General features: G+C 64.0%; 21 protein-coding genes and 1 pseudogene. 10 read left to right on the plus strand and 12 right to left on the minus strand.

Annotation, left to right across the window (positions count from 1 at the left end; translation table 11 throughout):
• From AB5Y68_RS08345 to miaB, 6 genes and pseudogenes are all read right to left on the minus strand, one after another.
• Positions 1-242, minus strand: a pseudogene (locus AB5Y68_RS08345) (IS1595 family transposase); the annotation flags it as partial.
• 119 nt (positions 243-361) lie between these two features.
• Positions 362-1891: an apolipoprotein N-acyltransferase gene (lnt, locus tag AB5Y68_RS08350; RefSeq protein WP_039041102.1), complete on the minus strand. Its 1530-nt coding sequence runs from the start codon at positions 1889-1891 to the stop codon at positions 362-364.
• Between the two features lie 180 nt (positions 1892-2071).
• A complete protein-coding gene (gene corC, locus AB5Y68_RS08355) occupies positions 2072-2953 on the minus strand; it encodes a CNNM family magnesium/cobalt transport protein CorC (RefSeq protein WP_010673769.1) in 882 nt (293 codons plus the stop codon).
• Between the two features lie 95 nt (positions 2954-3048).
• Positions 3049-3513, minus strand: coding sequence for an rRNA maturation RNase YbeY (gene ybeY / locus AB5Y68_RS08360; RefSeq protein WP_039041101.1), 465 nt, complete (start codon positions 3511-3513; stop codon positions 3049-3051).
• Positions 3510-4568 (minus strand): PhoH family protein, encoded by a 1059-nt coding sequence (locus AB5Y68_RS08365; protein WP_010673771.1) that lies wholly within the window; start codon positions 4566-4568, stop codon positions 3510-3512. The genes ybeY and AB5Y68_RS08365 overlap by 4 nt, the downstream gene beginning before the upstream one ends.
• A 50-nt stretch (positions 4569-4618) precedes the next feature.
• Positions 4619-6052, minus strand: coding sequence for a tRNA (N6-isopentenyl adenosine(37)-C2)-methylthiotransferase MiaB (miaB, locus tag AB5Y68_RS08370; protein ID WP_010673772.1), 1434 nt, complete (start codon positions 6050-6052; stop codon positions 4619-4621).
• A gap of 224 nt (positions 6053-6276) precedes the next feature.
• Between miaB and AB5Y68_RS08375 the strand changes: the two genes are divergently transcribed.
• Together AB5Y68_RS08375 and AB5Y68_RS08380 are read left to right on the plus strand one after the other, a co-directional pair.
• Positions 6277-7440 carry an FAD-dependent monooxygenase gene (locus AB5Y68_RS08375; protein ID WP_010673773.1) on the plus strand — a complete coding sequence of 388 codons (1164 nt, stop codon included), beginning with the start codon at positions 6277-6279 and terminating at the stop codon, positions 7438-7440.
• 140 nt (positions 7441-7580) lie between these two features.
• Positions 7581-8156 carry a cysteine hydrolase family protein gene (locus tag AB5Y68_RS08380; protein ID WP_039041100.1) on the plus strand — a complete coding sequence of 192 codons (576 nt, stop codon included), beginning with the start codon at positions 7581-7583 and terminating at the stop codon, positions 8154-8156.
• Positions 8157-8192: 36 nt separating this feature from the next.
• Here the strand turns inward: AB5Y68_RS08380 and AB5Y68_RS08385 are convergent, their stop codons facing one another.
• Positions 8193-9074, minus strand: a complete 882-nt coding sequence (locus AB5Y68_RS08385; protein WP_039041099.1) for a LysR family transcriptional regulator — start codon at positions 9072-9074, stop codon at positions 8193-8195.
• A gap of 114 nt (positions 9075-9188) precedes the next feature.
• On the opposite strand from AB5Y68_RS08385, the gene AB5Y68_RS08390 reads away from it, so the two are divergent.
• Both AB5Y68_RS08390 and AB5Y68_RS08395 read left to right on the plus strand, forming a co-directional pair.
• A complete protein-coding gene (locus AB5Y68_RS08390; RefSeq protein ID WP_010673776.1) occupies positions 9189-9413 on the plus strand; it encodes a hypothetical protein in 225 nt (74 codons plus the stop codon).
• Positions 9410-10081 (plus strand): HAD-IA family hydrolase, encoded by a 672-nt coding sequence (locus AB5Y68_RS08395; protein ID WP_039041098.1) that lies wholly within the window; start codon positions 9410-9412, stop codon positions 10079-10081. The genes AB5Y68_RS08390 and AB5Y68_RS08395 overlap by 4 nt, the downstream gene beginning before the upstream one ends.
• Positions 10082-10102: 21 nt before the next feature.
• On the opposite strand, the gene AB5Y68_RS08400 is transcribed toward AB5Y68_RS08395, so the two are convergent.
• Together AB5Y68_RS08400 and AB5Y68_RS08405 are read right to left on the minus strand one after the other, a co-directional pair.
• Entirely contained in the window at positions 10103-11431 is a 1329-nt protein-coding gene (locus AB5Y68_RS08400; RefSeq protein WP_052258907.1) for a GGDEF domain-containing protein, read from the minus strand.
• Positions 11432-11681: 250 nt separating this feature from the next.
• Positions 11682-12284 (minus strand): nitroreductase family protein, encoded by a 603-nt coding sequence (locus AB5Y68_RS08405; RefSeq protein ID WP_010673779.1) that lies wholly within the window; start codon positions 12282-12284, stop codon positions 11682-11684.
• Positions 12285-12574: 290 nt separating this feature from the next.
• Here AB5Y68_RS08405 and AB5Y68_RS08410 point away from each other — a divergent pair, with 290 nt between their 5' ends.
• Together AB5Y68_RS08410 and AB5Y68_RS08415 are read left to right on the plus strand one after the other, a co-directional pair.
• Positions 12575-14119: a sensor domain-containing diguanylate cyclase gene (locus tag AB5Y68_RS08410; protein WP_039041097.1), complete on the plus strand. Its 1545-nt coding sequence runs from the start codon at positions 12575-12577 to the stop codon at positions 14117-14119.
• A 241-nt stretch (positions 14120-14360) separates the two neighbouring features.
• Positions 14361-14834: a YMGG-like glycine zipper-containing protein gene (locus AB5Y68_RS08415; RefSeq protein WP_039041096.1), complete on the plus strand. Its 474-nt coding sequence runs from the start codon at positions 14361-14363 to the stop codon at positions 14832-14834.
• A gap of 86 nt (positions 14835-14920) precedes the next feature.
• Here the strand turns inward: AB5Y68_RS08415 and AB5Y68_RS08420 are convergent, their stop codons facing one another.
• A complete protein-coding gene (locus AB5Y68_RS08420; RefSeq protein WP_039041095.1) occupies positions 14921-15877 on the minus strand; it encodes a D-2-hydroxyacid dehydrogenase in 957 nt (318 codons plus the stop codon).
• A 121-nt stretch (positions 15878-15998) separates the two neighbouring features.
• Positions 15999-16769: a DUF3530 family protein gene (locus AB5Y68_RS08425; RefSeq protein ID WP_039041094.1), complete on the minus strand. Its 771-nt coding sequence runs from the start codon at positions 16767-16769 to the stop codon at positions 15999-16001.
• 309 nt (positions 16770-17078) lie between these two features.
• Between AB5Y68_RS08425 and AB5Y68_RS08430 the strand changes: the two genes are divergently transcribed.
• The 4 genes from AB5Y68_RS08430 to AB5Y68_RS08445 are packed head-to-tail and all read left to right on the plus strand — an operon-like array spanning position 17079 to position 20400.
• Positions 17079-18119: an isopenicillin N synthase family oxygenase gene (locus AB5Y68_RS08430; protein WP_039041093.1), complete on the plus strand. Its 1041-nt coding sequence runs from the start codon at positions 17079-17081 to the stop codon at positions 18117-18119.
• A gap of 21 nt (positions 18120-18140) precedes the next feature.
• Positions 18141-18953, plus strand: coding sequence for a MetQ/NlpA family ABC transporter substrate-binding protein (locus AB5Y68_RS08435; protein ID WP_039041092.1), 813 nt, complete (start codon positions 18141-18143; stop codon positions 18951-18953).
• Positions 18950-19744, plus strand: a complete 795-nt coding sequence (locus AB5Y68_RS08440; RefSeq protein WP_010673786.1) for a methionine ABC transporter ATP-binding protein — start codon at positions 18950-18952, stop codon at positions 19742-19744. The genes AB5Y68_RS08435 and AB5Y68_RS08440 overlap by 4 nt, the downstream gene beginning before the upstream one ends.
• A complete protein-coding gene (locus AB5Y68_RS08445) occupies positions 19729-20400 on the plus strand; it encodes a methionine ABC transporter permease (protein WP_039041091.1) in 672 nt (223 codons plus the stop codon). Before AB5Y68_RS08440 ends, AB5Y68_RS08445 begins: the two co-directional genes overlap by 16 nt.
• A gap of 94 nt (positions 20401-20494) precedes the next feature.
• On the opposite strand, the gene efp is transcribed toward AB5Y68_RS08445, so the two are convergent.
• Complete coding sequence (efp, locus tag AB5Y68_RS08450; RefSeq protein ID WP_010673788.1) at positions 20495-21061, minus strand: elongation factor P; 567 nt, start codon at positions 21059-21061, stop codon at positions 20495-20497.
• Positions 21062-21094: the final 33 nt, after the last annotated feature.

The following is a 21094-nucleotide window of genomic DNA, read 5'->3' on the forward strand; positions in this document are numbered from 1 at the left end:
AGGAGGGAGCTGGTTCGCCGACACTGCTTACAACGGTAACGACGCAGCCCACGGCTCCAGCCCCAGGGGGCCAGCTGGGTGGCATCCGCCTGGCAGTGGGGACAGCCGCAGCATGTGGGTAACTGGGCATGGAGGGACGTAATCGGGTGTGGAGCGGCGAGCTCATGCTGAGCGACACGGCGCTGACGCAGAGTAAGTAATGGAAAGAGGGACAACAGGTGTTGGAAGGCTGGCGTATCCATGATGAAGGTCCTTGCGGTGATGACCTACTTCCAGATTAGCCTTCCAACACATAATTGGGACAGCGCCATAAAAAGAGGCGCCCAAGGGCGCCACTTTTGTTTATCGGGGTTGTGTGGTCTTAGCCCTTGCGCGCCCAGGGGTGGGCGCGGGGGCGCAGCCACAGGGCCAGCCCCAGCAGGGCGGCGGCCAGGCCATACATGGGCCAGCTGCCAAAACGCAGATAGGGGGTCTGGCCGTGGGCGGGGCGTACCTCGGCACGCAATACTCCAGCCTCGAACTGCGGGATCTGGGCGATGATGCTGCCGTCTATCTCGGTGACGATGGTGATGCCGGTGTTGGTGTCGCGCAGCAGCGGGCGGGCCAGCTCGAGGGCGCGCATGCGGGCGATCTCCATGTGCTGCCAGGGGCCGATGCTGGTGCCGAACCAGGCGTCGTTGGAGACGGTCAGCAGAAAGTCGGTATCCGGCTGCACGTTGCGGCGCACCTCGTCCGGGAAGATGATCTCGTAACAGATGGCGGCTGCAAACTTGAGCCCCTTGGCGATCAGGTTCGGCTGCACCTCGTCACCCCGGCTGAAGGAGGACATGGGGAGGTTGAAGAAGGGGGCGATGGGACGCAGCAGATCTTCGAAGGGTACGAACTCGCCGATGGGCAGCAGGTGGTACTTGTAGTAGCGGTTCTTGTGCTCGTAGTAGTAGGACTCCTTGCCCTCAGCATCCTGTACCCCCATGCCGAGCACGGTATTGAAGAAGCGCTGCTGTTTCAGATCGTAATGGATGATCCCCGCCAGCAGGCCGGTGTCGTTCACCTTCATCGCCTTGTCCAGGCTTTCCAGATAGGTACCCATCTCCTTCTCGATGGCCGGGATGGCGGACTCCGGCCAGACGATGATGTCGGCATCCTGGTTCTCGCGGCTGAGATCCTGATACTTGCGCACGGTCGGCACCAGGGCCTCCGGATCCCACTTGAGGGACTGCTCGATGTTGCCCTGCACCAGCGCGACCTTGACCGGTTCACCCCGGGTCACCCAGTTGAGCTGCATCAGCCCCTGGGCGGCGCCCACCAGGGCGACGGGGAGCAGCAGCCAGGCCGGCTTGCGGTGCTGCCATACCAGCCAGAGGGAGGAGGCGGTGAGCAGCAGGGCGAGGGTGATGCCCTGCACCCCGAGAAGGGGAGCGAAGCCCTTGAGGGGGCCGTCTATCTGGGTGTAGCCGAACCAGAGCCAGGGGTAGCCGGTCATCACCCAGCCCCGCAGCCAGTCGGCCATCAGCCAGAGCGCCGGGAAGGCGAGCAGCCAGCGGCTCCAGTGGCGGCCGGCAAAAAAGCGGGCGAAGAGCCAGCAGGCCAGGGTCGGGTAGAGGGAGAGATAGGCGCAGAGCCCGGCCAGCAGCACGAAGGCGGCTGGCAGCGGAATGCCGCCAAACTCCGTCATGCTGACGTGGATCCACCACTGCCCGGGCAGGAACAGACCCATGGCGTAGCCGAAGCCTCGCCAGGCTGCCTGTTTGGGGGTGGCCTTGTCCAGCAGGGCGTAAAGGCCGAGCAGGGAGGGGATCACCAGGGGCCAGTAGCCGAAAGGGGAGAAGGCCAACACGGCGATGGCGCCGCTGGCAATGGCAAACAGGCTGGTCAGGAGTTTCGATTTCACGGGGGATCGGGGCTCGAATTGGACTGAATGGAAACACAATGGCCGACATCTTAACCGCAAACCGGGTCAACGGCGAGCCTCGCGGTCGGCGTGGGCCCAGGGGCGGTCGCGCGGCGGGAGAGAGGTAAAAAAAGCGCCCCTGACGAGAGGGGCGCGTGATATGCGTGGGGCTGGGCGGGATCAGGACTCCGGCTGCGCCGCTGCATGATGCTCGGGGATCTTTACCTGCAACTGTTGCAGGCGACGGCGATCGGCGTGCATCACCTTGAACAGGTAGCCGTCGAGTTCGATCTCTTCACCCTTCTTGGGCAGGTGGCTGAAGGCGTGCATCACCAGACCGCCGACGGTGTCCACCTCTTCATCGCTGAACTGGGTGCCGAAGAAGTCGTTGAAGTCCTCGATCTCGGTCAGCGCGCTCACCGAGAAGACTCGCTTGCTGATGCGGCGGATCTCTTCCGGCTCGTCCTCGATATCGTCGAACTCGTCGTCAATCTCGCCGACGATGAGCTCCAGAATGTCCTCGATGGTCACGAGACCGGAGACACCGCCAAATTCGTCCACCACGATGGCCATGTGGTAGCGCTCTTCCCGGAACTCCTTGAGCAGGCGATCGACCCGCTTGCTCTCCGGCACGATCACCGTGGGACGCAGGATCTTCTCCAGCTGGAGCGGTTCGCTGGCATGCTGGCCGCCAAACCCGAACGGCAGCAGATCCTTGGCGAGCAAGATGCCCTCCACGTGATCTTTGTCTTCGTTGATCACCGGGAAGCGGGAGTGGCCGGATTCGATGATGACTGGCAGGAACTCGTCCACCGGCTGGGACTTCTCGATGGTCACCATCTGGGAGCGGGGGATCATGATGTCACGCACGCGCAGCTCGGCAATTTCGAGCACGCCCTCGATCATGTCCTTGGTGTCCTGATCGATGAGGTCCCGCTCTTCGGCATCGGCGATGACCTCTACCAGATCGTTGCGGTCTTTTGGCTCGCCCTGGAAGAGTTGGCTGAGTTTGTCGAGCCAGGTTTTCTTCGGCGAGCCGGTACTAGGGTGATCGTCGGTCATTTTCTCTCTTGGTTACTCGTATGAACACACTTGAAATCGTTGTGGCTATATGAGGATGGGCATCGGCTGTTTCAAGACGATGACCATCCGGTTCGTTACTCTTCGTCGTTCAGATAAGGATCGGCGAAGCCCAGTTCCTGCATGATGTCGCGCTCGAGCTGCTCCATCTCTTCGGCTTCCTCGTCCTCGATATGGTCATAACCTAGCAGATGCAGACTGCCATGCACAACCATGTGAGCCCAGTGGGCCATCAGGGGCTTGCCCTGTTCGACGGCTTCGGCCTCGACCACCTGGCGGCAGATCACCAGATCCCCGAGCAGGGGCAGTTCGAGACCCGGTGGCGCCTCGAAGGGGAAGGAGAGCACGTTGGTGGGCTTGTCCTTGCCGCGATAGGTGTGGTTGAGCTCGCGGCTCTCCGCCTCGTCCACCAGGCGCACCGTCACCTCGGCCTCGGGCTGGAAGCCCAGAATGGTGCCGTCGAGCCAGCCTTGCAGCTGGGCCTCGGTCGGCAGGCCGTCCGGGCTGGCGCAGGCCAGTTGCAGATCCAGGGTCACGCTCATTGGGCACTCTCTTTGCTGGTGTTCTCGTTGCGGGGAGTGGCTGCGCTCTTCTCGGCCGCCTGCTGGGCATCGAATGCCTCGTAGGCCTGCACGATGCGGGCCACCACGGGATGGCGCACCACGTCCTTGGACTCGAAGAAGTTGAAGGAGAGGCCATCGACCCCCTGCAACACCTCCAGGGCGTGGCGCAGACCGGATTTGGTGCTGCGAGGCAAGTCCACCTGGGTGATGTCGCCGGTCACCACCGCCTTGGAGTTGAAGCCGATGCGGGTCAGGAACATCTTCATCTGTTCCGTGGTGGTGTTCTGGGCCTCGTCCAGGATGATAAAGGCGTCATTCAAGGTTCTGCCTCGCATGTAGGCAAGCGGCGCCACCTCGATGACGTTGCGCTCCATCAGCTTCTCCACCCGCTCGAAGCCCAGCATCTCGAACAGGGCGTCGTAGAGGGGGCGCAGGTAGGGGTCCACCTTCTGGGAAAGATCGCCGGGCAGGAAGCCGAGCTTCTCACCGGCTTCCACCGCCGGGCGGGTCAGCAGGATGCGGCGGATCTCCTGGCGCTCCAGGGCATCCACGGCGGCGGCCACGGCGAGATAGGTCTTGCCGGTCCCGGCGGGCCCGATGCCGAAGCTGATGTCGTGGCGCACGATATTGGCGATGTACTGGGCCTGGTTCGGGCTGCGGGGCTTGATGAGACCGCGCTTGGTCTTGACCGTGACCTCCTTGCCATACGGCAGGGAAGGGGCGGGTTCGTCGTCCTGCTCCAGCACGCGGGACTCCTGCACCGCCAGGTGCACCATCTCGGGGGTGATGTCGCTCACCTTGCTCCCCTTGAGGGGCTGGGTTTCCACATAGAGGTGCTTGAGGATGACGGCAGCCGCCTCCACCTGGGCCTGCTTGCCGATCACTTGGAAGTGGTTGTCCCGGTAGCTTATCTCGATGCCGAGACGGCGCTCCAGCTGCTTGAGGTTGTCGTCAAAGGGTCCGCACAGGCTGGCGAGGCGCTGGTTGTCGGCGGGTTCCAGATGCAGATTCAGGGTGGAGATGTGTCGGCTCAAGGTGTCCTCTTATCGGTTGTTCCCCCGCCAGGGGGCGGGGGAGAGAGTCATCAATGGGGTCTGAAGGCCGCAACGCCCAGATCATCGGGCACGTTGTCAGGACGACGGGCGAGGATCTCGCTCGGGGCCGTGGCGATGCGCAGGTTCATTTCGTCCTCGCCGCGGATGAAGCGGCCGCGCAGGGAGTAGGGGCGTACGTCGGTGATCTCCACGTCGGCGAAGCCGCCGATGAGGCGGTGCGGCCCCTCGAAGTTGACCACCCGGTTGTTCTCGGTGCGGCCACTGAGTTGCATGGGATCCATCTTGGAGGGCCCCTCCACCAGGATGCGCTGCACCGAGCCCAGCATGGCGCGGCCGATGAGCATGGACTGGTGATTGATGCGGTTTTGCAGTCGGGTCAGGCGGGCCTTCTTCACTTCCATGTCGACGTCATCGGGCAGGTCCGCGGCCGGGGTGCCGGGGCGCGGGCTGTAGATGAAGCTGAAGCTCATGTCGAAGTTGATCTCCTCGATGAGTTTCATGGTGGCCTCGAAGTCTTCGTCCGTCTCGTTCGGGAAGCCGACGATGAAGTCGGAGCTCATGGTGATGTCGGGACGCACGGCGCGCAGGCGGCGGATCTTGGACTTGTACTCCAGCACGGTGTGCGGGCGCTTCATCATGGTCAGGATGCGATCCGAGCCGCTCTGGATGGGCAAGTGCAGGAAGCTGACCACCTCGGGGGTATCACGATAGACCTCGATGATGTCGTCGGTGAACTCGACCGGGTGGCTGGTGGTGTAGCGAATGCGGTCGATGCCGTCGATGGCAGCCACCAGGCGCAGCAGTTCGGCGAAGGTGCAGACCTCCCCGTCGAAGGTCGGCCCCCGGTAGGCGTTGACGTTCTGGCCGAGCAGGTTCACTTCGCGCACCCCTTGCTGGGCGAGCTGGGCGATTTCATAGAGCACGTCATCCAGCGGCCGGCTCACCTCCTCGCCACGGGTGTAGGGCACCACGCAGAAGGAGCAGTACTTGGAGCAGCCTTCCATGATGGAAACGAAGGCGGTCGCCCCCTCGGCACGGGGTTCGGGCAGGTTGTCGAACTTCTCGATCTCGGGGAAGGCGATGTCCACCTGGGCACCGCGCCCCTCCTGCACCTGCTTGATCATGGTCGGCAGGCGGTGCAGGGTCTGGGGTCCGAAGACGATGTCCACATAGGGCGCCCGGCTGCGCAGGTTCTCCCCTTCCTGGGAGGCGACGCAGCCGCCCACCCCGATCACCAGCCCCGGTTTTTTCGCCTTGAGCTTCTTCCAGCGACCGAGCTGGTGGAACACCTTCTCCTGGGCCTTCTCGCGGATGGAACAGGTGTTGAGCAGCAGCACATCTGCCTCTTCCGGCTCCTCGGTAAGCGTGTAGCCATTGCTGGCATCCAGCAGGTCCGCCATCTTGGACGAGTCGTACTCGTTCATCTGGCAGCCCCAGGTCTTGATATGAAGTTTCTTGCTCATTGCTTCTCGTGACTGGTTTTGAAATCGGCAGGGTCAAAGGACCGGCCATTTTACTCCGCAATCCCGGTGCTGACCAGTCTGGGGCCGCCCGCCGCCATCAGGGCCGGCTTGTCGTCGGCAATTGCGCATCCCTCTCACTGTTTCTGCCGCCTCCTTGCGTTATCATGCCCCATTCGGTTCGGCCCTTGCCCCTTATCGCGGGGACTCCTTGCAGGAATCAAGTTATGGAACAGTGTGATATCGCCATCGTCGGCGCCGGTATGGTGGGCGCCGCCACCGCCTGCCTGCTGGCGGCAGAGGGGCTCTCGGTACGGGTCATCGAGACCCGGTTGCCCGAGCCCTATGCCCCCGAGCAGTCGCTGGATCTGCGGGTTTCCGCCATCAGTCAGGCCTCGGTGGCGCTGCTGACCCGGGCCGGTGCCTGGCAATATCTGCAGCAGATGCGGCTGTGCCCCTATCGCCGGCTGGAGACCTGGGAGCTGGACGGCTTCGCTACCCGCTTCGACGCGGTGGATCTCGGGCTGCCCCAGCTCGGCTACATCATCGAGAACCGGCTGATCCAGCTCGCCCTGCTGAAAAGGATGGAGGATTTCCCGACCATCCAGACCCATACCCCGGCGGCGGTGACGAGCCTGCGCCAGAGTGCGGATGACGCGGTGCTGACCCTGGATGACGGCACCGAGCTGCAGGCGCGTTGGGTGCTGGCCTGCGATGGTGCCGAATCCCACACCCGGCGATTGGCCGGCATCGGGGTGTCGCGTTTCGAGTACCGCCAGCACTGCATGCTGATCAACATCGACACCGATTTTGCCCAGGAAGACATCACCTGGCAGCAGTTCACCCCGAGCGGCCCGCGGGCCTTCCTGCCGCTGCCGGGCCGCCATGGCTCCCTGGTCTGGTATGACAGCCCGGCCCGCATCCGGGCGCTGGCCGCCATGAGCAACGAGGCCCTGGCCGTCGAGGTGCGCCGCCACTTCCCGAGCCGCCTTGGCGGTTTCACCGTGACGGCCAAGGGGAGCTTCCCCCTGGTGCGCCGCCACGCCAACGACTATCACGCCGGGCGAGTGGTGCTGCTCGGGGATGCGGCCCACACCATCAATCCGCTGGCGGGGCAGGGGGTCAACCTCGGTTTCAAGGACGTGGCCTGCTGGGCCGGGTTGCTCGGCAAGGCGGGGGCGCAGTGGCACGAGCTGGCGCTGGCCGGGCGTTACGAGGGGCGACGCCGCCCTGACAACCTGCTGATGCAGTCGGGGATGGATCTTTTCTACGGGGTCTTCAGCAACGAGATAGGCCCCCTCAGGCTTGCCCGCAACCTGGCGCTGAATCTGGCGGACAAGGCGGGCCCTCTCAAGGAGATGGCGCTACGCTATGCGCTTGGGCTGGTATGAGGCAGTGCGTGGCACTGCCAGGTGCCAATCGGATGGCATATCAATCCGTGTGATGGTGCCAGCCGGTTTTTTATATGGCCGCGAGGAGTGATCCTGGCGGTGCAGGGGCAAAACGGCCTCAGGCAAGGGGGGAGTACACCATGAACAAGGCATTGCTGGTGATCGATTTCATCAACGACATCGCCCACCCGGACGGGCGCATCGCCGCCTCGGCGGCCCAGGTGATCGAGCAGGACGCCATTGCGCACGCCAATCAGGCGCTGGCCCATGCCCGCGCTCACGGCTGGCTGGTGGTGCTCATCAAGGTGGGGTTTGACGAGGGCTATCTGCTGCAACCCAAGGGCTCCCCCATGTTTGGCCGTGCCCGGCAGTTCGGGGCCCTCTCCCTGGCGGACAGCGGCACCGACTTTCATCCGGATCTCGATGTGCAACCCGGGGATCTGGTGCTGACCAAACCCAGGGTCAGCCCCTTCTACGGCACGGCGCTGGAGCCTGCGCTACGGGCCAATCGCATCGAGCATCTCTATGTGTGCGGCGTGAGCACCAGCTGGGCCATTCAGGGGGCGGTGCGAGATGGCCACGATCGGGACTACGCCATCACCATCCTGGAGGATGCCTGCGCGGCGGCGGATGCCGCAGAACACCAGGCTTCCCTGCGCATGCTCGGTCGCATTGCCGAGATCATCAAGGTCGCGGAGCTGGCGGAACGGGACTGAGCCCGGCCATCCTCTCCTGCAGGCATCTCATGCACCTCATGCGGGCTCGGGGTGCGTCTCTCTCACCATGGCGAGGAAGCGATCCCGGATGGGATCGGCAAATTCCGGGTTCCACACCAGGCTGATTTCCCATTCCGACCAGGGGCCGGAGAGAGGGTAGAGGGTCACCTCCTTGCCCGCGATGAACCCCACGCTGCGCGGCAGGATGGCGTTGCCGATACCGGCGGCCACCAGGGCCACCAGGGTCTGGATGTCTTCCGCCTCCTGGATGAGACCGGTCAGCCGGTTGGCACCGAGGAAGCGGGCGATCTGCTGGCTGAGGCCCGGGCAGCGATGGCCCACCATCTGCAGCAAGGGATCGCGGATCAGCGCCCGCTCCAGGTCGAAGTCCGGCCCTGCCACCTGGGTGGGGACGGCCAGCACCAGTCTGTCCGTCAGCAACCTGTGTTCCCTTAGTTGTGGCGCATCAGGCCGTCGCATGAAGCCCAGTTGCAGCCGACCCGCCAGCAAGTGCTCCTGCTGGATGGCGGAGGTGGTGTCCCGCAGGTGAACCAGCACGTCGGGGGCCTGCTGTTTGAAACGGGCCACCAGGGAGGGGGCCAGTGCGAAGCTGGAGAGCCCGAACCCGATATTGAGGCGTCCGGCGGCACCGCTTGCCAGCGCCAGGGCATGCCGCTCGAATCCCTTGCCGTGATCCACCAGAGCCCTGGCCTGGGGCAGCAACTGGAGGCCGATGGCTGTCAGCTCGGCCCCGTGGCGGCCACGGTTGAACAGGGTGCTGCCGAGGGCCTGCTCCAGCCCCTGGATCTGCTTGGTCAGGGCCGGTTGCGTCACAAAAAGCCGGCTGGCCGCCTCCCGGTAGTTGGCACTCTCGGCCAGCATGACGAAGGCCTGCAATTGTCTCAGGTCGAATCTCATTCCATTTGGTTATCCAATGTGGCGATTTATTGATTATAAATTATCTAATCTCCTTGTTCTAATGGTCTCGAAACGGGCCTGCTTGCCCGCTGTTCAGCCACAAGGAGTCATGTCATGTCGAGCGAACGCTATCTGTTCTTGATCAAGGGGAGCCTGGTGATGGCTCAGCCGCTGGCCGCACCGGAGACCGGGGAGCTGCTGACCAGCCTGTTGCAGCAGGGGTTCGTCGTCGCCCCCTTGCCGGTGTGGGCCAGCAATGCGGAGCAGGCGCTCGCCTGTTACGAGGCCGCTGCCCAGCGGCAGGTCTTCGCCGATGCGCTGGCGGGGAGAGCCCTGTGAGCGCGGTGCGCGTGAGGGCCGCGGCCCTGCTGCTGGACATGGACGGGACCCTGGTCCACTCCACCGGCGACGTGGAAGTCGTGTGGCGGCGCTGGTGTCAGCACCATGGGCTGGATCCCGCTCCCGTGCTCGCCATGTGCCACGGCGTGCGCTCACGGGAGGTGATAGGGGCCCTGGCTCCCCAGCTGGACATGGCGGTGGAGGTGGCCCTGCTCGACGATCTGGAGATGGCATACGCTGCGGCGCCGATGCCCCTGGACGGTGCCCGGCGACTGCTCGAACAGCTGCCATCGACGCGCTGGGCGCTGGTGACCTCCGCAAGCCGGAGGGTGGCAGAGCACCGGCTGCTGCACGCCGGATTGCCGCTGCCCCGTCTCCTGGTGTGCGCCGGGGATGTGGTACGGGGCAAGCCGGATCCCGAGCCTTATTTGCTGGCTGCCAGCCGGTTGGGACTGGCTCCGGCCGATTGCCTGGTGTTCGAGGATGCGCCAGCGGGCATCGCCAGCGCCCTGCAGGCGGGTTGCCAGGTGGTGCAGATGGGGGGAACAAGGTGGTATGACGACAGGCTCAAGGGCTGGCTGCGGGACTGGCGCGGGATCGAGATCGAGGTGGCATCGGACGGGCTCCATCTTCATCTGCCCGCCCCGCAGCCGGCAGAGGCCGGATGATGACGACAAGAGCCACGCCATTCAGGTGCCGCAAGATTGCCCGACGCTGGGGGAAGCCTGCTCAGGCGAGTAGCGTTCCACCCGGTTGCGGCCATTGTGCTTGGCCAGATAGAGCGCCTGATCGGCGCGAGAGAGCAGCTCGTCCAGATTGAAGGGGCCCTCTCTCTGGGAGGCGATACCGATGCTGACCGTGATGCAGACGGCGGGCTCGGCTCCATTTTCTTCCCCTGGCTGCGCGACGATTTTTCGCAGCCGCTCGGCCACCGCCATGGCCTGCTCCTCGCTGAGGCCGGGCAAGATGGCCACGAATTCCTCTCCCCCCAGGCGACAGAAGAGGTCCCCCGGTCGAAGCTGGTCGCGCACCCGGGCCGCGAAGCCGCTCAACTGGTTGTCCCCCTCTTCGTGACCGTGCCGATCATTGATGCGTTTGAAATGATCGATGTCCAGCATGCAGACCGCCACAGGGTAGCGCTGCACCGTGAGGTGCTGGAGCAGTTCGTTGGCGGCCGACCAGAAGCCGGCCCGGTTCAGCGCACCGGTCAGGTGATCGTGGTGGGCCAGGTGTTTCATCTCCCGTAGCAGGCTGTTGCGGGCCGCCATGATGCTGGCGGCGGTCAGGGGGGTGAGAGCGATCAGCATGACCCCTATCCGGACGGAGAACATCCAGTACTGGGTCTGGACATCGTGATTGATGACGAGGTGGCCGTTTGAGAGGGCGATCAGGATCAGGGTGCTGTAACCCAGGGTCAGCAGGCTGGTGGCGAAGACGGAGTAGGTGACTGCGCACCAGAGCAGTGCCGGTACCGGGAAGGCGATGGATCCCGGCCCCTCGATGAGCAGGGTGAGCAGCAGGGAGGCCACCAGGCTCAGCAACGGCATCAATCCGGTCCAGGAGAACTCGGTGCGGTAGAGGAGGTTGCGCCAGGGGGGCACGCTGTCATGGGGAGGCAGTGTCAGGAGCACCGGCAGTATGGTCATGTAGTTCACCAGCTCGCTGGCAAACCAGAAGCCCAGCCCGTAGAGCGGGGGGCCCAGAGACAGGATGGGATTGATGATGGCGCCGACCACGCCGGCAGCGAGGGAGGCGGCCAGGGTGTTTCGCAGCAGGAGCACGAGGGAGGTGGGGCGCCTGAGGAGCTTGTCGGCAGGCGCGAGCCGATGCATCAGCAGATACCCGACGCCGATGCCGGCCAGGTTGCCGCAGGTCAGCAGGATGGTTTTGAACAGGGGCTCACCGGTGAAGAGGGCGGCGAGAAAAAAGCCCAGTATGCCGCCGGCCCAGCCCGCCGGCCCAGCCCGCCGGTGTGGCCAGGCGTGGATAGCGCACCATGCAGCCGAGCATGACCGCATTGGCAGGCCAGAAGGCCGCCAGCAGGTTGGGGGGGCGGGTGAAGATGCCGATCAGCGAGAACAGCAGTACCAGGGCGGCGACACACAACAGAGCGGACAAGGGCGTCAATGTGCATGAGGTACGTTGGCGTGCGATGTCCCCCATGGGGACCTCCTGACAAGAGAGGGTTTGCTCAGAGTATGGCTGGCACGTGACAAGGGTGAACGAGTGCGAGATGAAAACGCCCCCTGGTGGAGGGGGCGTGAAGGCTTACTTGAAGACCCGGAAACGCACGTCGTCGTCGATGAAGGTCTTGTCGCCGGCAGGTTGCTCTATGCTGCCAAAAGGCATCTGGGCACGGAGCAGCCAGCTGGCGGGCAGGTCCCACTCCTTGCGGACCGCATCGTCGATGAGCGGGTTGTAGTGTTGCAGGGAGGCGCCGATGCCCTCCTGGGCCAGGGTGGTCCAGACCGCGAACTGGGCGATCCCGGTGGCATGTTCGGACCAGATGGGGAAGTTGTCGGCATAGAGAGCGAATTTCTGCTGAAGATCCTCGATGACGGCGGTGTCTTCGAAGAAGAGCACGGTGCCAGCCCCGGCGCGGAAGCTGCCGTTGATCTTGGCCTCACTCTGGGGATAGGCCTCCGGCGGCACTATCTTCTTGAGCTCCGCCTTGACGATGTCCCACAGCTTGTGGTGCTGCTCGCCAAACAGGATGACGGCGCGGGAACTCTGGGAGTTGAACGAAGAGGGGCTGTGCTTGACGGCATCCTTGATGAGGGCGGTCAGCTGGGCCTCGGAGTGGGTCACCCGGTTGCCCAGGGCATAGATGGTACGACGTGCTTTGATCTGTTCGATAAACGGACTGCTCATAACATCTCCTTGGTTGATGAATCATCACCGCCAGCGTTGCCGACAAAGGTCATCTGGCTCCGATTTCTCGAGTCATCGACTATAACACCTTGCGGGCAATAAACCGTCAACGACGAGTAATGACTGTTTCTACTTTTTATGGATATTCACATGACGGATGTGAATATGGCCGTGAGACACCTTGATATCTTTTTTATCATTAGCAGTGGATGTTAATGACTTCAATCAATATCTTTTGCAGATTTTTAATCTATAAAATTCATAAAATATGACATTTTATAGAGGGTGGCATGACGGCGGCGCTGATCAAGGAACGCTATTACATACTGACTCCGCTGTCGCTTCTCCTGGGAGGGCTGGTGCTGATCGCCACCCTGTTGCTGGCGGCAGCCAGCTACCTGAGCAGCATCGACAAGACGGTGGCGGGTTACGGTCACATGCTGGCCGCCCTCGACGCCACCCTGTTCCAGGACATGGCGCAGGACAACCGCCGCCAGCTTGGCGTGCTGGAGGCGTCCTTGGACAAGCAGGCCATCGCTGCCGGGGCATCGGCCATCAATCCCATCTGGCCCATTGCCCATCAGTTCAAGTACGACGCCCACTTCCTCTATTTCTACAATGCGCGCACCCATCGGCTCGACGGCTATCCCGACTGGCAGCAACCGGAGGGCTACCGGGCACAGGCGCAGCCCTGGTACCAGACCCTGTCCGGCGAGGGTGATGATCTCGTCTGGTTCGGTCCCTACCCGGCGTTCGATTCGGCCGGAGAGGTACTGACCCTCATCAAGCGGGTCAAGGATGATGAGGGGCAACTGCTTGGGCTGCTGATGGTGGACATGTCGTTCAGCGCCTTGCAGGGGGCGTTGCACCGGGCGGTGGGTGAGGATCCGGTGGCCCTCTACATCACCGAGCGCAAGGGCGGCAAGCTGGTGGTGGGGCACAATTTGTCGCTGTTGCCGCTCCGTCTCGAGCGGGAGACGCAGGCGGTCGGCCTGGACGGGTTCTGGGCCGGTCGCCACCTGCAACACGCTCTGGAGGGGATGGAGTGGGATCTCAACGTCTATCTCCCCCCCTCCCATTTTCATGAAAACCTGCAAGACACCCTGTTGATGGTGGTGCTGCCCGCCCTGGCATTGCTCTGCATCTGGCTGTGCAGCCTGTGGTTTCTGGTGCGGATCTTTCGCCAGGAGCAGGCGCTGGTGCAGGGCTCGCTCAGCGGCCTCATCCAGGATGAGGCGCGAAAGGAGATCCAGCGGCGTCAGCGAACCTGGTTCGTGCACGGCAGCCTGGGGGAGATAGAACAGGTGCGAAACAGCCTGCTGCAAGGGCAGGATGCCCTGCTCCACGACCCTCTCACCGGCATCCTGAACCGGCGAGCCTTCGATCAGCAGCGGGCCGGGCTGGAGAAGGCGGGGAGGCCCTACTGGCTGGTGCTGTTCGATGTGGACAACTTCAAGCGCGTCAACGACAGCTGGGGACACGGTGTGGGGGATGCGGTGCTGTTTCGGGTGGCCACCATCATGGCGAGAACCCTGGGGGATGAGCAGGTCTACCGCATCGGGGGCGATGAATTTGCGGCCTTGCTGCCCTGGGAGCAGGCGGAGGTGGAATGTCGCCTGACCCACCTGCTCGGTCGGGTGAAGGCCCTGAAATGGCGGGAGTTCGCCGACGCCATCACCCTGAGCGCCGGCGGCGCGCGCTATCCGGATGATGCCCTGACGCTGCTCGAGCGGGCGGATGCCTGCCTGTACGAGAGCAAGCACCAGGGGCGGGATTGCTGGCATCTGGCGGCGTCGTCGCCCGTTGACGGGGAGGTTGTGACAGTATCTGTCTGACGGTGATTGCTGTAAAAAAGGGCCTTTGGGCCGGGAAAAGGGTCATGACGGGGATGATTTCTCGTGTGACCTTTTTTTTTGATGTGGTTTCAGGTGGTTAGCCTGCTTTCTTGCATTGTGTCGCGAACCGGAGACAGGGAGGGGTGGCCGTGAGGTGCCCCTTGCGGCAGTGGCGCAGGTCAGGGGGCTTTGTATAGTGCAGGGAAAAATAATCAATCATCAGGTTTGACAGGAGTACCCCATGAAAATGAAACCGTTTGGCATGAGCGCACTGGCGCTGCTGGGGGCGTTGCTGTTGGGCACAGGACAGGTGCAGGCATCCGAGACCCTCAATACCATTCTCGGCGGCGGAGCCGGCGGGGTGGCGGGCACCATGATCGGCAAGGAGCTGGGTGGCGACACCGGCGCCCTGGTGGGGGCAGCCCTGGGGGGCGCGGCCGGTGGTGCGGCCACGGCCAATAGGGGCAACAAGAACGAAGCTGCGCTCGGCGGCGCCGTCGGTGCCCTGGGCGGGGCAGCCATCGGCAAGAGCGTCGGTGGCAGTACGGGCCAGCTGATCGGCGCCGGTATCGGTGGTGCCGGTGGCTCCGCCATCGGAGCCAGGACCGGGGATGGTCACGAGAGCCGCGGCGATCGCTATTACGATGACAGGCGCTATCACAAGCACCACAAGAAACACAAAAAGCACCGCAAGCACAGATGGCATGACGACTGATGCCGCGGCAAGCTGACCGACAAAAAGGGGCCTTTGGCCCCTTTTTTGATCCCGCTGCCGGCCCGAGAGGGGCGGCGAGCGGCCTCTTACACCAGCCTGTGCTGACGCCTGCCAAGGGAGAAGGCGTTGATGTTGTCGATGAGCTGATCCGCGAGGCGCTGCATCGACTCTTCGCTGGCCCAGGCCACGTGGGGAGTCAGGATGAAATTGGGGTAACGCAGGGCCTGCATCAGGGGGTGATCCGGAGGCGGCGGCTCGACGCTCGCCACATCGAAGCCGGCGCCGCCCAGACGGCCGTTGCCGAGGGCTTCGAGCAGCGCCTGCTCGTCCACCAGGCCGCCACGGCCCACGTTGATGAGCAGGGCGCCCGGTTTCATCAGGGCCAGCTCCCGCTCCCCGATGAGATGGCGGGTGTAGGGGGTGAGCGGGCAGTGCAGGCTGATCACATCCGAACTTTGCAGCAGGGCATCCAGGGGCAGCCTGTCGTCATCCCCCGGGGAGCCGACCTGGCTCTGGGCATAGTAAACCTCCATTCCGATGGCGCTGGCCCGCTGTCCCAGCGCCTGTCCCAGGGTGCCCTTGCCGATGATCCCGAGGCGCTTGCCATGCAGATCCGTGATGGGGTGATCGAAGAAGCAGAACTGTCCGCTTTGCTGCCAGCGCCCCTCCAGCAGGGACTGGCGCCAGGCGAACAGGTTGCGCGACAGGGCGAGCATCAGGGCCATGGCGTGCTCGGGGACGGAAGGGCCCGAGTAGTTGCGGATATTGCACACGGCGACATTGGCGGCGCGGCACGCCTCCAGATCCAGGTTGTCGCTGCCGGTGGCGGCCAGGGCGATCAGGCGCAGTTCGGGCAGCTGGGCCAGTTCATCGGCCCCGATGCGCACCTTGTTGATGATGGCGATGCTGGCGCACTTGAGCCGCTCCACCACCTGATCCGGCGCCGTGGTCGGGTAGCTTTGCCAGTGATGAGGAAAATCGGGGCGGCGCAGATTGATGCCGGTGTCCAGGGTGTCGCTGTCGAGAAACACGATTTGCTGCATGAAGCCTCCTGCCATTGGTTTGGACATGATGCCAAACATGGAGGGCGGCTGACCAGCGCGGTGGCATCGGGTCAAGTCTGATGGATAAGGCAAAAGGCGGGTGGCTGTGTCTCGGAGGGCCTCAGATCCAGCCCAGGTGCGTCAGCCAGCCCTGGATACGCCCCGGCGTCTCCTCCAGATCCATCAGGGCATAGGGGCGGTAGTTGAGCTTGTGGCTGCGGCGGCTCTCGCTTCTGCGGGCTTCGGCCGCCAGCAGGGGCCAGCGTCCTCCCTCCTCCTGATAGAGATCCAGGGTAGGGATGCTGCCCTGGGCTATCTGCTTGGCGAGGGTCTGGTTGCTCAGCTGGTTGGGGAAGAAGCCATCGAGCAGCACCAGGGCATCGGGGGCGGGCAACTGCTCGCTGGCGATGAGGTTGGCGGCCCAGGCGGCGCTGGTACCCTGGGCCAGCAGCAGCTTGAAGCCCCCCTCCTGCAGCTTGGCATCCCCCAGCTTGCTGATGCGGGAGGCAAACTGCTTGCGAAAATCGTCGATGACCTGCTGTTTCTTCTCGGCGGCGGGGTCGAGCTCGGTCTGCTGCGGCGAGGGGAGCAGCAGCAGGGTATCGAAACCGAGGCGCCCCAGCTCCCGGGTCAGTTGCCACAGCTGGCCGCTGCGCTGCCAGTCGGGCAGCAGGATGACCAGACCCACGTAGTTGTCGCTGTCGTGCTTGGCAAACAGTACCTGTTGTTTGTCCACCCTGGTGCTGTCGGGTATCCCCTGCCAGTCGCTGCTCTGCCAGTAGTCGGGGGGAACCAGGGGGGCTGGATCCGGGGCGGCGCCTGACGGTGCCTGCCCGGCGCCGTGGGCGGCAAAAGCAAGCAGGGTCAGCAGCAGATAGGGGCGAAATGTCATGGGGGATCCTCCAGCACTCCCTCATAGCGGCCTCGCCGGGGGTTTCTTTAGGGCAAGGGGGCAGATCGGCATCGGCGGTGGCGAAGAGGGTCTGACCGGCGGGCCGGACACGGGCCCGGGATTGTTCCAAATGGCAAAGCATTCCCGGTTTTGATTGTTCCATCCCGTGACCCATACATGGTTCAGTAAGGGCAGACAGACAGGGGGCCGGGGCATGTCGCCACTGGCCGCAGGCGGAGAATTCTCCCCCCTGTCTCGTCAGAACGAGAGGTTCACCCTCACTTTCCATCGACAGGGAGCGTTATCGCCATGAGCACCTTGGTTCACTTGCCCATCCTCGACCTGAGGCAGCTGGATGCCTCGCCCGACGCTCGGGCCGATTTTCTGGCATCGTTGCGCGATGCCGCGAGAGAGACGGGATTTTTCTACCTGACCGGCCACGGCATCGATCCCGAGCTGCAACAGGAGGTGCAGCAGCTGTCGCGGGCCTTCTTTGCGCTGCCTCTGGCGGCCAAGCAGCAGGTCGCCATGATCCACTCTCCCCATTTTCGTGGCTACAACCGACCGGGGGCGGAGCTGACCCGGGGTCAACCCGACTGGCGAGAGCAGTTTGATATCGGTGCCGATCGCCCTGCCTTGCCGCGCGCAGCGGGCGACCCGCCCTGGTGGCGGTTGCAGGGGCCGAATCAGTGGCCGGAGGCGCTGCCGACACTGCAACCCGTGCTGACGCGCTGGCGTGGGCAGATGACCCGGATGTCCCGTACCCTGCTCGGGGCTTTTGCCGAGGCGCTCGCACTGTCACCAGATGCCTTCGATGCCCTGCACGGAGAGCGTCCCAACGAACATATCAAGCTGATCCGCTATCCCGGTGAGCGGGGCGCCACTCAGGGGGTCGGTCCCCACAAGGATTCGGGCTTCCTGAGCTTCCTGCTGCAGGATGACCAGCCCGGCCTGCAGGTGGAGGTGGCGCCGGATCACTGGATCGATGCGCTCCCGCTCCCCGGCACCTTCGTGGTCAACATCGGTGAGCTGCTGGAGCTCGCCAGCAACGGCTACCTGCGGGCGACCGTGCACCGGGTGGTGCCGTCGGCGCCGGGGCAGGAGCGTCTTTCCATCGCCTTCTTCCTGGGGGCCCAGCTCGACGCCGTGGTGCCCGTCTATCCGCTGCCCGAGGCACTGGCCCGTGAAGCCAGGGGGCCTGCCACCGACCCGCACAATCCGCTGCTGCGGGAGGTGGGCTGGAACTACCTCAAGGGGCGGCTGCGTTCCCACCCTGATGTGGCACTGCGCCACCATGCCGATCTGTTGCCGGCGCCCCGGGCGCTGGCGGTCGGCGAAACCACCCATTGATTGCATGGCAAGGAGCACAAGATGAACAAGCACGGACTGTTTTCCCTGAGCGGCCTGGTATTGGCCCTCGGACTCTCTCTCTCCGCCCAGGCCGCCCAGGCGCTGCGGGTTGCCGCGGATCCACTGCCCCATGCGGATATCCTCGGCGAGGTGAAACGCCAGGACCCTTCGCTGGAACTGCAGGTGATCGAGCTCAGCGGCGGCATCAATGCCAATGCCCTGCTGGTGGCGGGTGATGTGGATGCCAACTACTTCCAGCACGTCCCTTACCTGCGGGATCAGGAGAAGGCGCTCGGCACCGAGCTGGTGGTGGCCGCGACCGTACACGTGGAGCCTCTTGGCATCTATTCGAAGAAGTTCAAGCACCTGAGGGAGGTACCGGAAAAGGCGGTGATCGCCCTGCCCAACAATGTCACCAACCTGAGCCGGGCCCTCTATCTGTTGCAGCACGAGGGGCTCATCACCCTCAAGGCCGGCCATGAAGATCCGGCGCGGGATCTGGCGACGGTGCACGACATCGCCACCAACCCCAAGGCGCTCAAGATCCTGGAGATCGAGGCGCCGCAGCTGCCGCGCTCCCTCGACGACGTGGATCTGGCGGTGATCAATGGCAACTATGCCCTGGAGGCGGGGTTGGAGCCTGCTCGCGATGCCCTGGGGCTGGAGAGCGCCCAGAACAATCCCTACGCCAACATCCTGGTGACCACCCCGGCGCTCAAGGATGATCCGCGGATCCGCCAGTTGGCGCGGGACCTGGAGTCCAGGGCGATCGCCGACTTCATTCGCAAGAGCTACAAGGGGTCGGTGATCCCGGTGGCCGGGCGGCAGTCATGATAGTGCTGGAGGGGCTCGGCAAGCAGTACCCGGGGCACGGGCAACCCGCTCTGGAGGGAGTGTCGCTCGAGATTCCGGATGGGGCCATCTACGGCATTCTCGGGCGCAGCGGCGCGGGCAAGAGCACGCTCATTCGTTGCCTCAATCTGCTGGAGCGGCCAAGCCGGGGCCGCATCCTGTTCGATGGCCGCGACATCACGGCCCTGGAGGGGGCGGCCTTGCGCCGCCACCGTCAGGGGACCGGCATGATTTTCCAGCACTTCAATCTGCTGCACGCCCGCAGCGTGGAGGAGAACGTGGCGGTCCCGCTGGAAATCGCCGGAGTGGCGCGCCGGGAGCGGGCGGCCCGGGTCAGCGAGCTGTTGGAACTGGTGGGGCTTGGCGAGCACCGTCGCGCCTTTCCCTCCCAGTTGTCGGGGGGACAGAAGCAACGAGTGGGCATCGCCCGCGCCCTGGCCGCCAATCCGCGCCACTTGCTCTGTGACGAGGCGACCAGTGCCCTGGATCCGGAGACCACGGAGTCGGTGCTGGCGCTGCTTGCCGACATCAACCGCCGCCTCGGGATCACCATAGTGCTCATCACCCACGAGCTGGAGGTGGTCAGGGCCATCTGCGATCACGCGGCATTGCTTGAACGGGGTCAGCTGGTGGAAAGCGGCGCTCTGGGCACCCTGCTGGCCAACCCCGACTCCCGCGTGCGGCAGGCCCTGTTGCCGGATCCCGAGATCCTGCGGCGTTTCATGGCGCGTCACGGAGTCACAGAGGAGGTGCGTTTATGCAGAGTCGCCTGAGTGTCGATGCCTTGATCGAACTGATGTATCAGGGGTCGCTCGAAACGCTCTACATGGTGGGAGTGGCGGCCGTGTTCACCCTGTTGCTGGGGCTGCCGACCGGGGTGCTGCTGGTGGTGACCCGTCCCGGGGGCGTGCTGCCCTTGCCCCGTCTCAACATGGTGCTGGGGATCGGTATCAACATCGGGCGGTCGCTCCCCTTCGTGGTGCTCCTGATCGCCCTTATCCCCCTGACCCGGCTGGTGGTCGGCACCTCACTGGGCAGCACCGCCGCCATCGTTCCCATTACCCTGGGGGCCTTCCCCTTCTTTGCCCGGGTGGTGGAGAGCGCCCTCGATGAGGTGGACAAGGGGCGCGTCGAAGCCGTGCTCGCCATGGGGGGCAGCGGCTGGCACGTGGTCGTCAAGGCGCTGCTGCCCGAGGCCTTGCCGGCGCTGCTGGCCGGACTCACCCTGACGGTGGTGATGCTCATTGGCTTCTCCTCCATGGCAGGGGTGGTCGGTGGCGGCGGGCTCGGTGATCTGGCGATCCGCTACGGCTACCAGCGCTTTGATGACAAGGTGATGGCAGGGACAGTGGTCATGTTGCTGCTGCTGGTGCAACTGGTACAGGGGGTGGGGGACAGGCTGGTGCGGGCACTGGCCCATCGCCGCTAGGGGCACGGCTTCTCATCAGGCTGGCCGTGAGGTGCCAGCCAATAAAAAAGCGAGCCTTGGCTCGCTTTTTTTGCAATCACATCAAGGGGTCAACTTAGTTGACGCGACGCTTGAATTCACCGGTACGGGTGTCGATTTCGATCTTGTCACCGATCTCCACGAAGGCGGCAACGGCCAGCTCGTAGGAGGTGCCCTTCAGGCGGGCAGGCTTGGTCACTTTACCGGAGGTGTCGCCACGGGCGGCCGGCTCGGTGTACTCGACTTCACGCACGATGGTGGTCGGCAGTTCTACGGAGATGGCTTTCTCGTTGTAGAAAGTCACTTCGCAGAGGTCTTCCATGCCGTCTACCAGGTAGTTCAGGGCATCACCCAGGTTGTCTTTCTCGACGTCGTACTGGTTGTACTCGGTGTCCATGAAGACATACAGCGGGTCGGAGTAGTAGGAGTAGGTGCACTCTTTACGCTCCAGCTGAACGACTTCCAGCTTGTCGTCGGCCTTGAAGACGGTCTCGGTGGCGCTGCCGTTCAGCAGACCCTTCAGCTTCATCTTGACCACGGCGGAGTTACGGCCGGATTTGTTGAATTCAGCCTTCTGGACCACCATCGGCTCGGTGCCGATCATGACTACGTTACCAGCGCGGATTTCCTGTGCGGTTTTCATGTAAAAAATTCCTGTTCGTGAAACGGACGGATA

Origin of the sequence: Aeromonas sp. R6-1, assembly GCF_040908165.1 — a bacterium.
Lineage (GTDB): Bacteria > Pseudomonadota > Gammaproteobacteria > Enterobacterales > Aeromonadaceae > Aeromonas > Aeromonas caviae.

What these genes read in the sequence shown, in the direction of transcription:
- miaB (WP_010673772.1), bottom strand. Translation starts at nt 6,052, where the DNA reads ATGAGCAAGAAACTTCATATCAAGACCTGGGGCTGCCAGATGAACGAG.
- AB5Y68_RS08430 (WP_039041093.1), top strand. Translation starts at nt 17,079, where the DNA reads ATGAGCACCTTGGTTCACTTGCCCATCCTCGACCTGAGGCAGCTGGAT.
- AB5Y68_RS08375 (WP_010673773.1), top strand. Translation starts at nt 6,277, where the DNA reads ATGGAACAGTGTGATATCGCCATCGTCGGCGCCGGTATGGTGGGCGCC.
- corC (WP_010673769.1), bottom strand. Translation starts at nt 2,953, where the DNA reads ATGACCGACGATCACCCTAGTACCGGCTCGCCGAAGAAAACCTGGCTC.
- AB5Y68_RS08420 (WP_039041095.1), bottom strand. Translation starts at nt 15,877, where the DNA reads ATGCAGCAAATCGTGTTTCTCGACAGCGACACCCTGGACACCGGCATC.
- AB5Y68_RS08380 (WP_039041100.1), top strand. Translation starts at nt 7,581, where the DNA reads ATGAACAAGGCATTGCTGGTGATCGATTTCATCAACGACATCGCCCAC.
- AB5Y68_RS08435 (WP_039041092.1), top strand. Translation starts at nt 18,141, where the DNA reads ATGAACAAGCACGGACTGTTTTCCCTGAGCGGCCTGGTATTGGCCCTC.
- ybeY (WP_039041101.1), bottom strand. Translation starts at nt 3,513, where the DNA reads ATGAGCGTGACCCTGGATCTGCAACTGGCCTGCGCCAGCCCGGACGGC.
- AB5Y68_RS08385 (WP_039041099.1), bottom strand. Translation starts at nt 9,074, where the DNA reads ATGAGATTCGACCTGAGACAATTGCAGGCCTTCGTCATGCTGGCCGAG.
- AB5Y68_RS08425 (WP_039041094.1), bottom strand. Translation starts at nt 16,769, where the DNA reads ATGACATTTCGCCCCTATCTGCTGCTGACCCTGCTTGCTTTTGCCGCC.
- AB5Y68_RS08410 (WP_039041097.1), top strand. Translation starts at nt 12,575, where the DNA reads ATGACGGCGGCGCTGATCAAGGAACGCTATTACATACTGACTCCGCTG.
- AB5Y68_RS08415 (WP_039041096.1), top strand. Translation starts at nt 14,361, where the DNA reads ATGAAAATGAAACCGTTTGGCATGAGCGCACTGGCGCTGCTGGGGGCG.
- AB5Y68_RS08405 (WP_010673779.1), bottom strand. Translation starts at nt 12,284, where the DNA reads ATGAGCAGTCCGTTTATCGAACAGATCAAAGCACGTCGTACCATCTAT.
- AB5Y68_RS08390 (WP_010673776.1), top strand. Translation starts at nt 9,189, where the DNA reads ATGTCGAGCGAACGCTATCTGTTCTTGATCAAGGGGAGCCTGGTGATG.
- efp (WP_010673788.1), bottom strand. Translation starts at nt 21,061, where the DNA reads ATGAAAACCGCACAGGAAATCCGCGCTGGTAACGTAGTCATGATCGGC.
- AB5Y68_RS08445 (WP_039041091.1), top strand. Translation starts at nt 19,729, where the DNA reads ATGCAGAGTCGCCTGAGTGTCGATGCCTTGATCGAACTGATGTATCAG.
- AB5Y68_RS08400 (WP_052258907.1), bottom strand. Translation starts at nt 11,431, where the DNA reads ATGCGGTCATGCTCGGCTGCATGGTGCGCTATCCACGCCTGGCCACAC.
- AB5Y68_RS08440 (WP_010673786.1), top strand. Translation starts at nt 18,950, where the DNA reads ATGATAGTGCTGGAGGGGCTCGGCAAGCAGTACCCGGGGCACGGGCAA.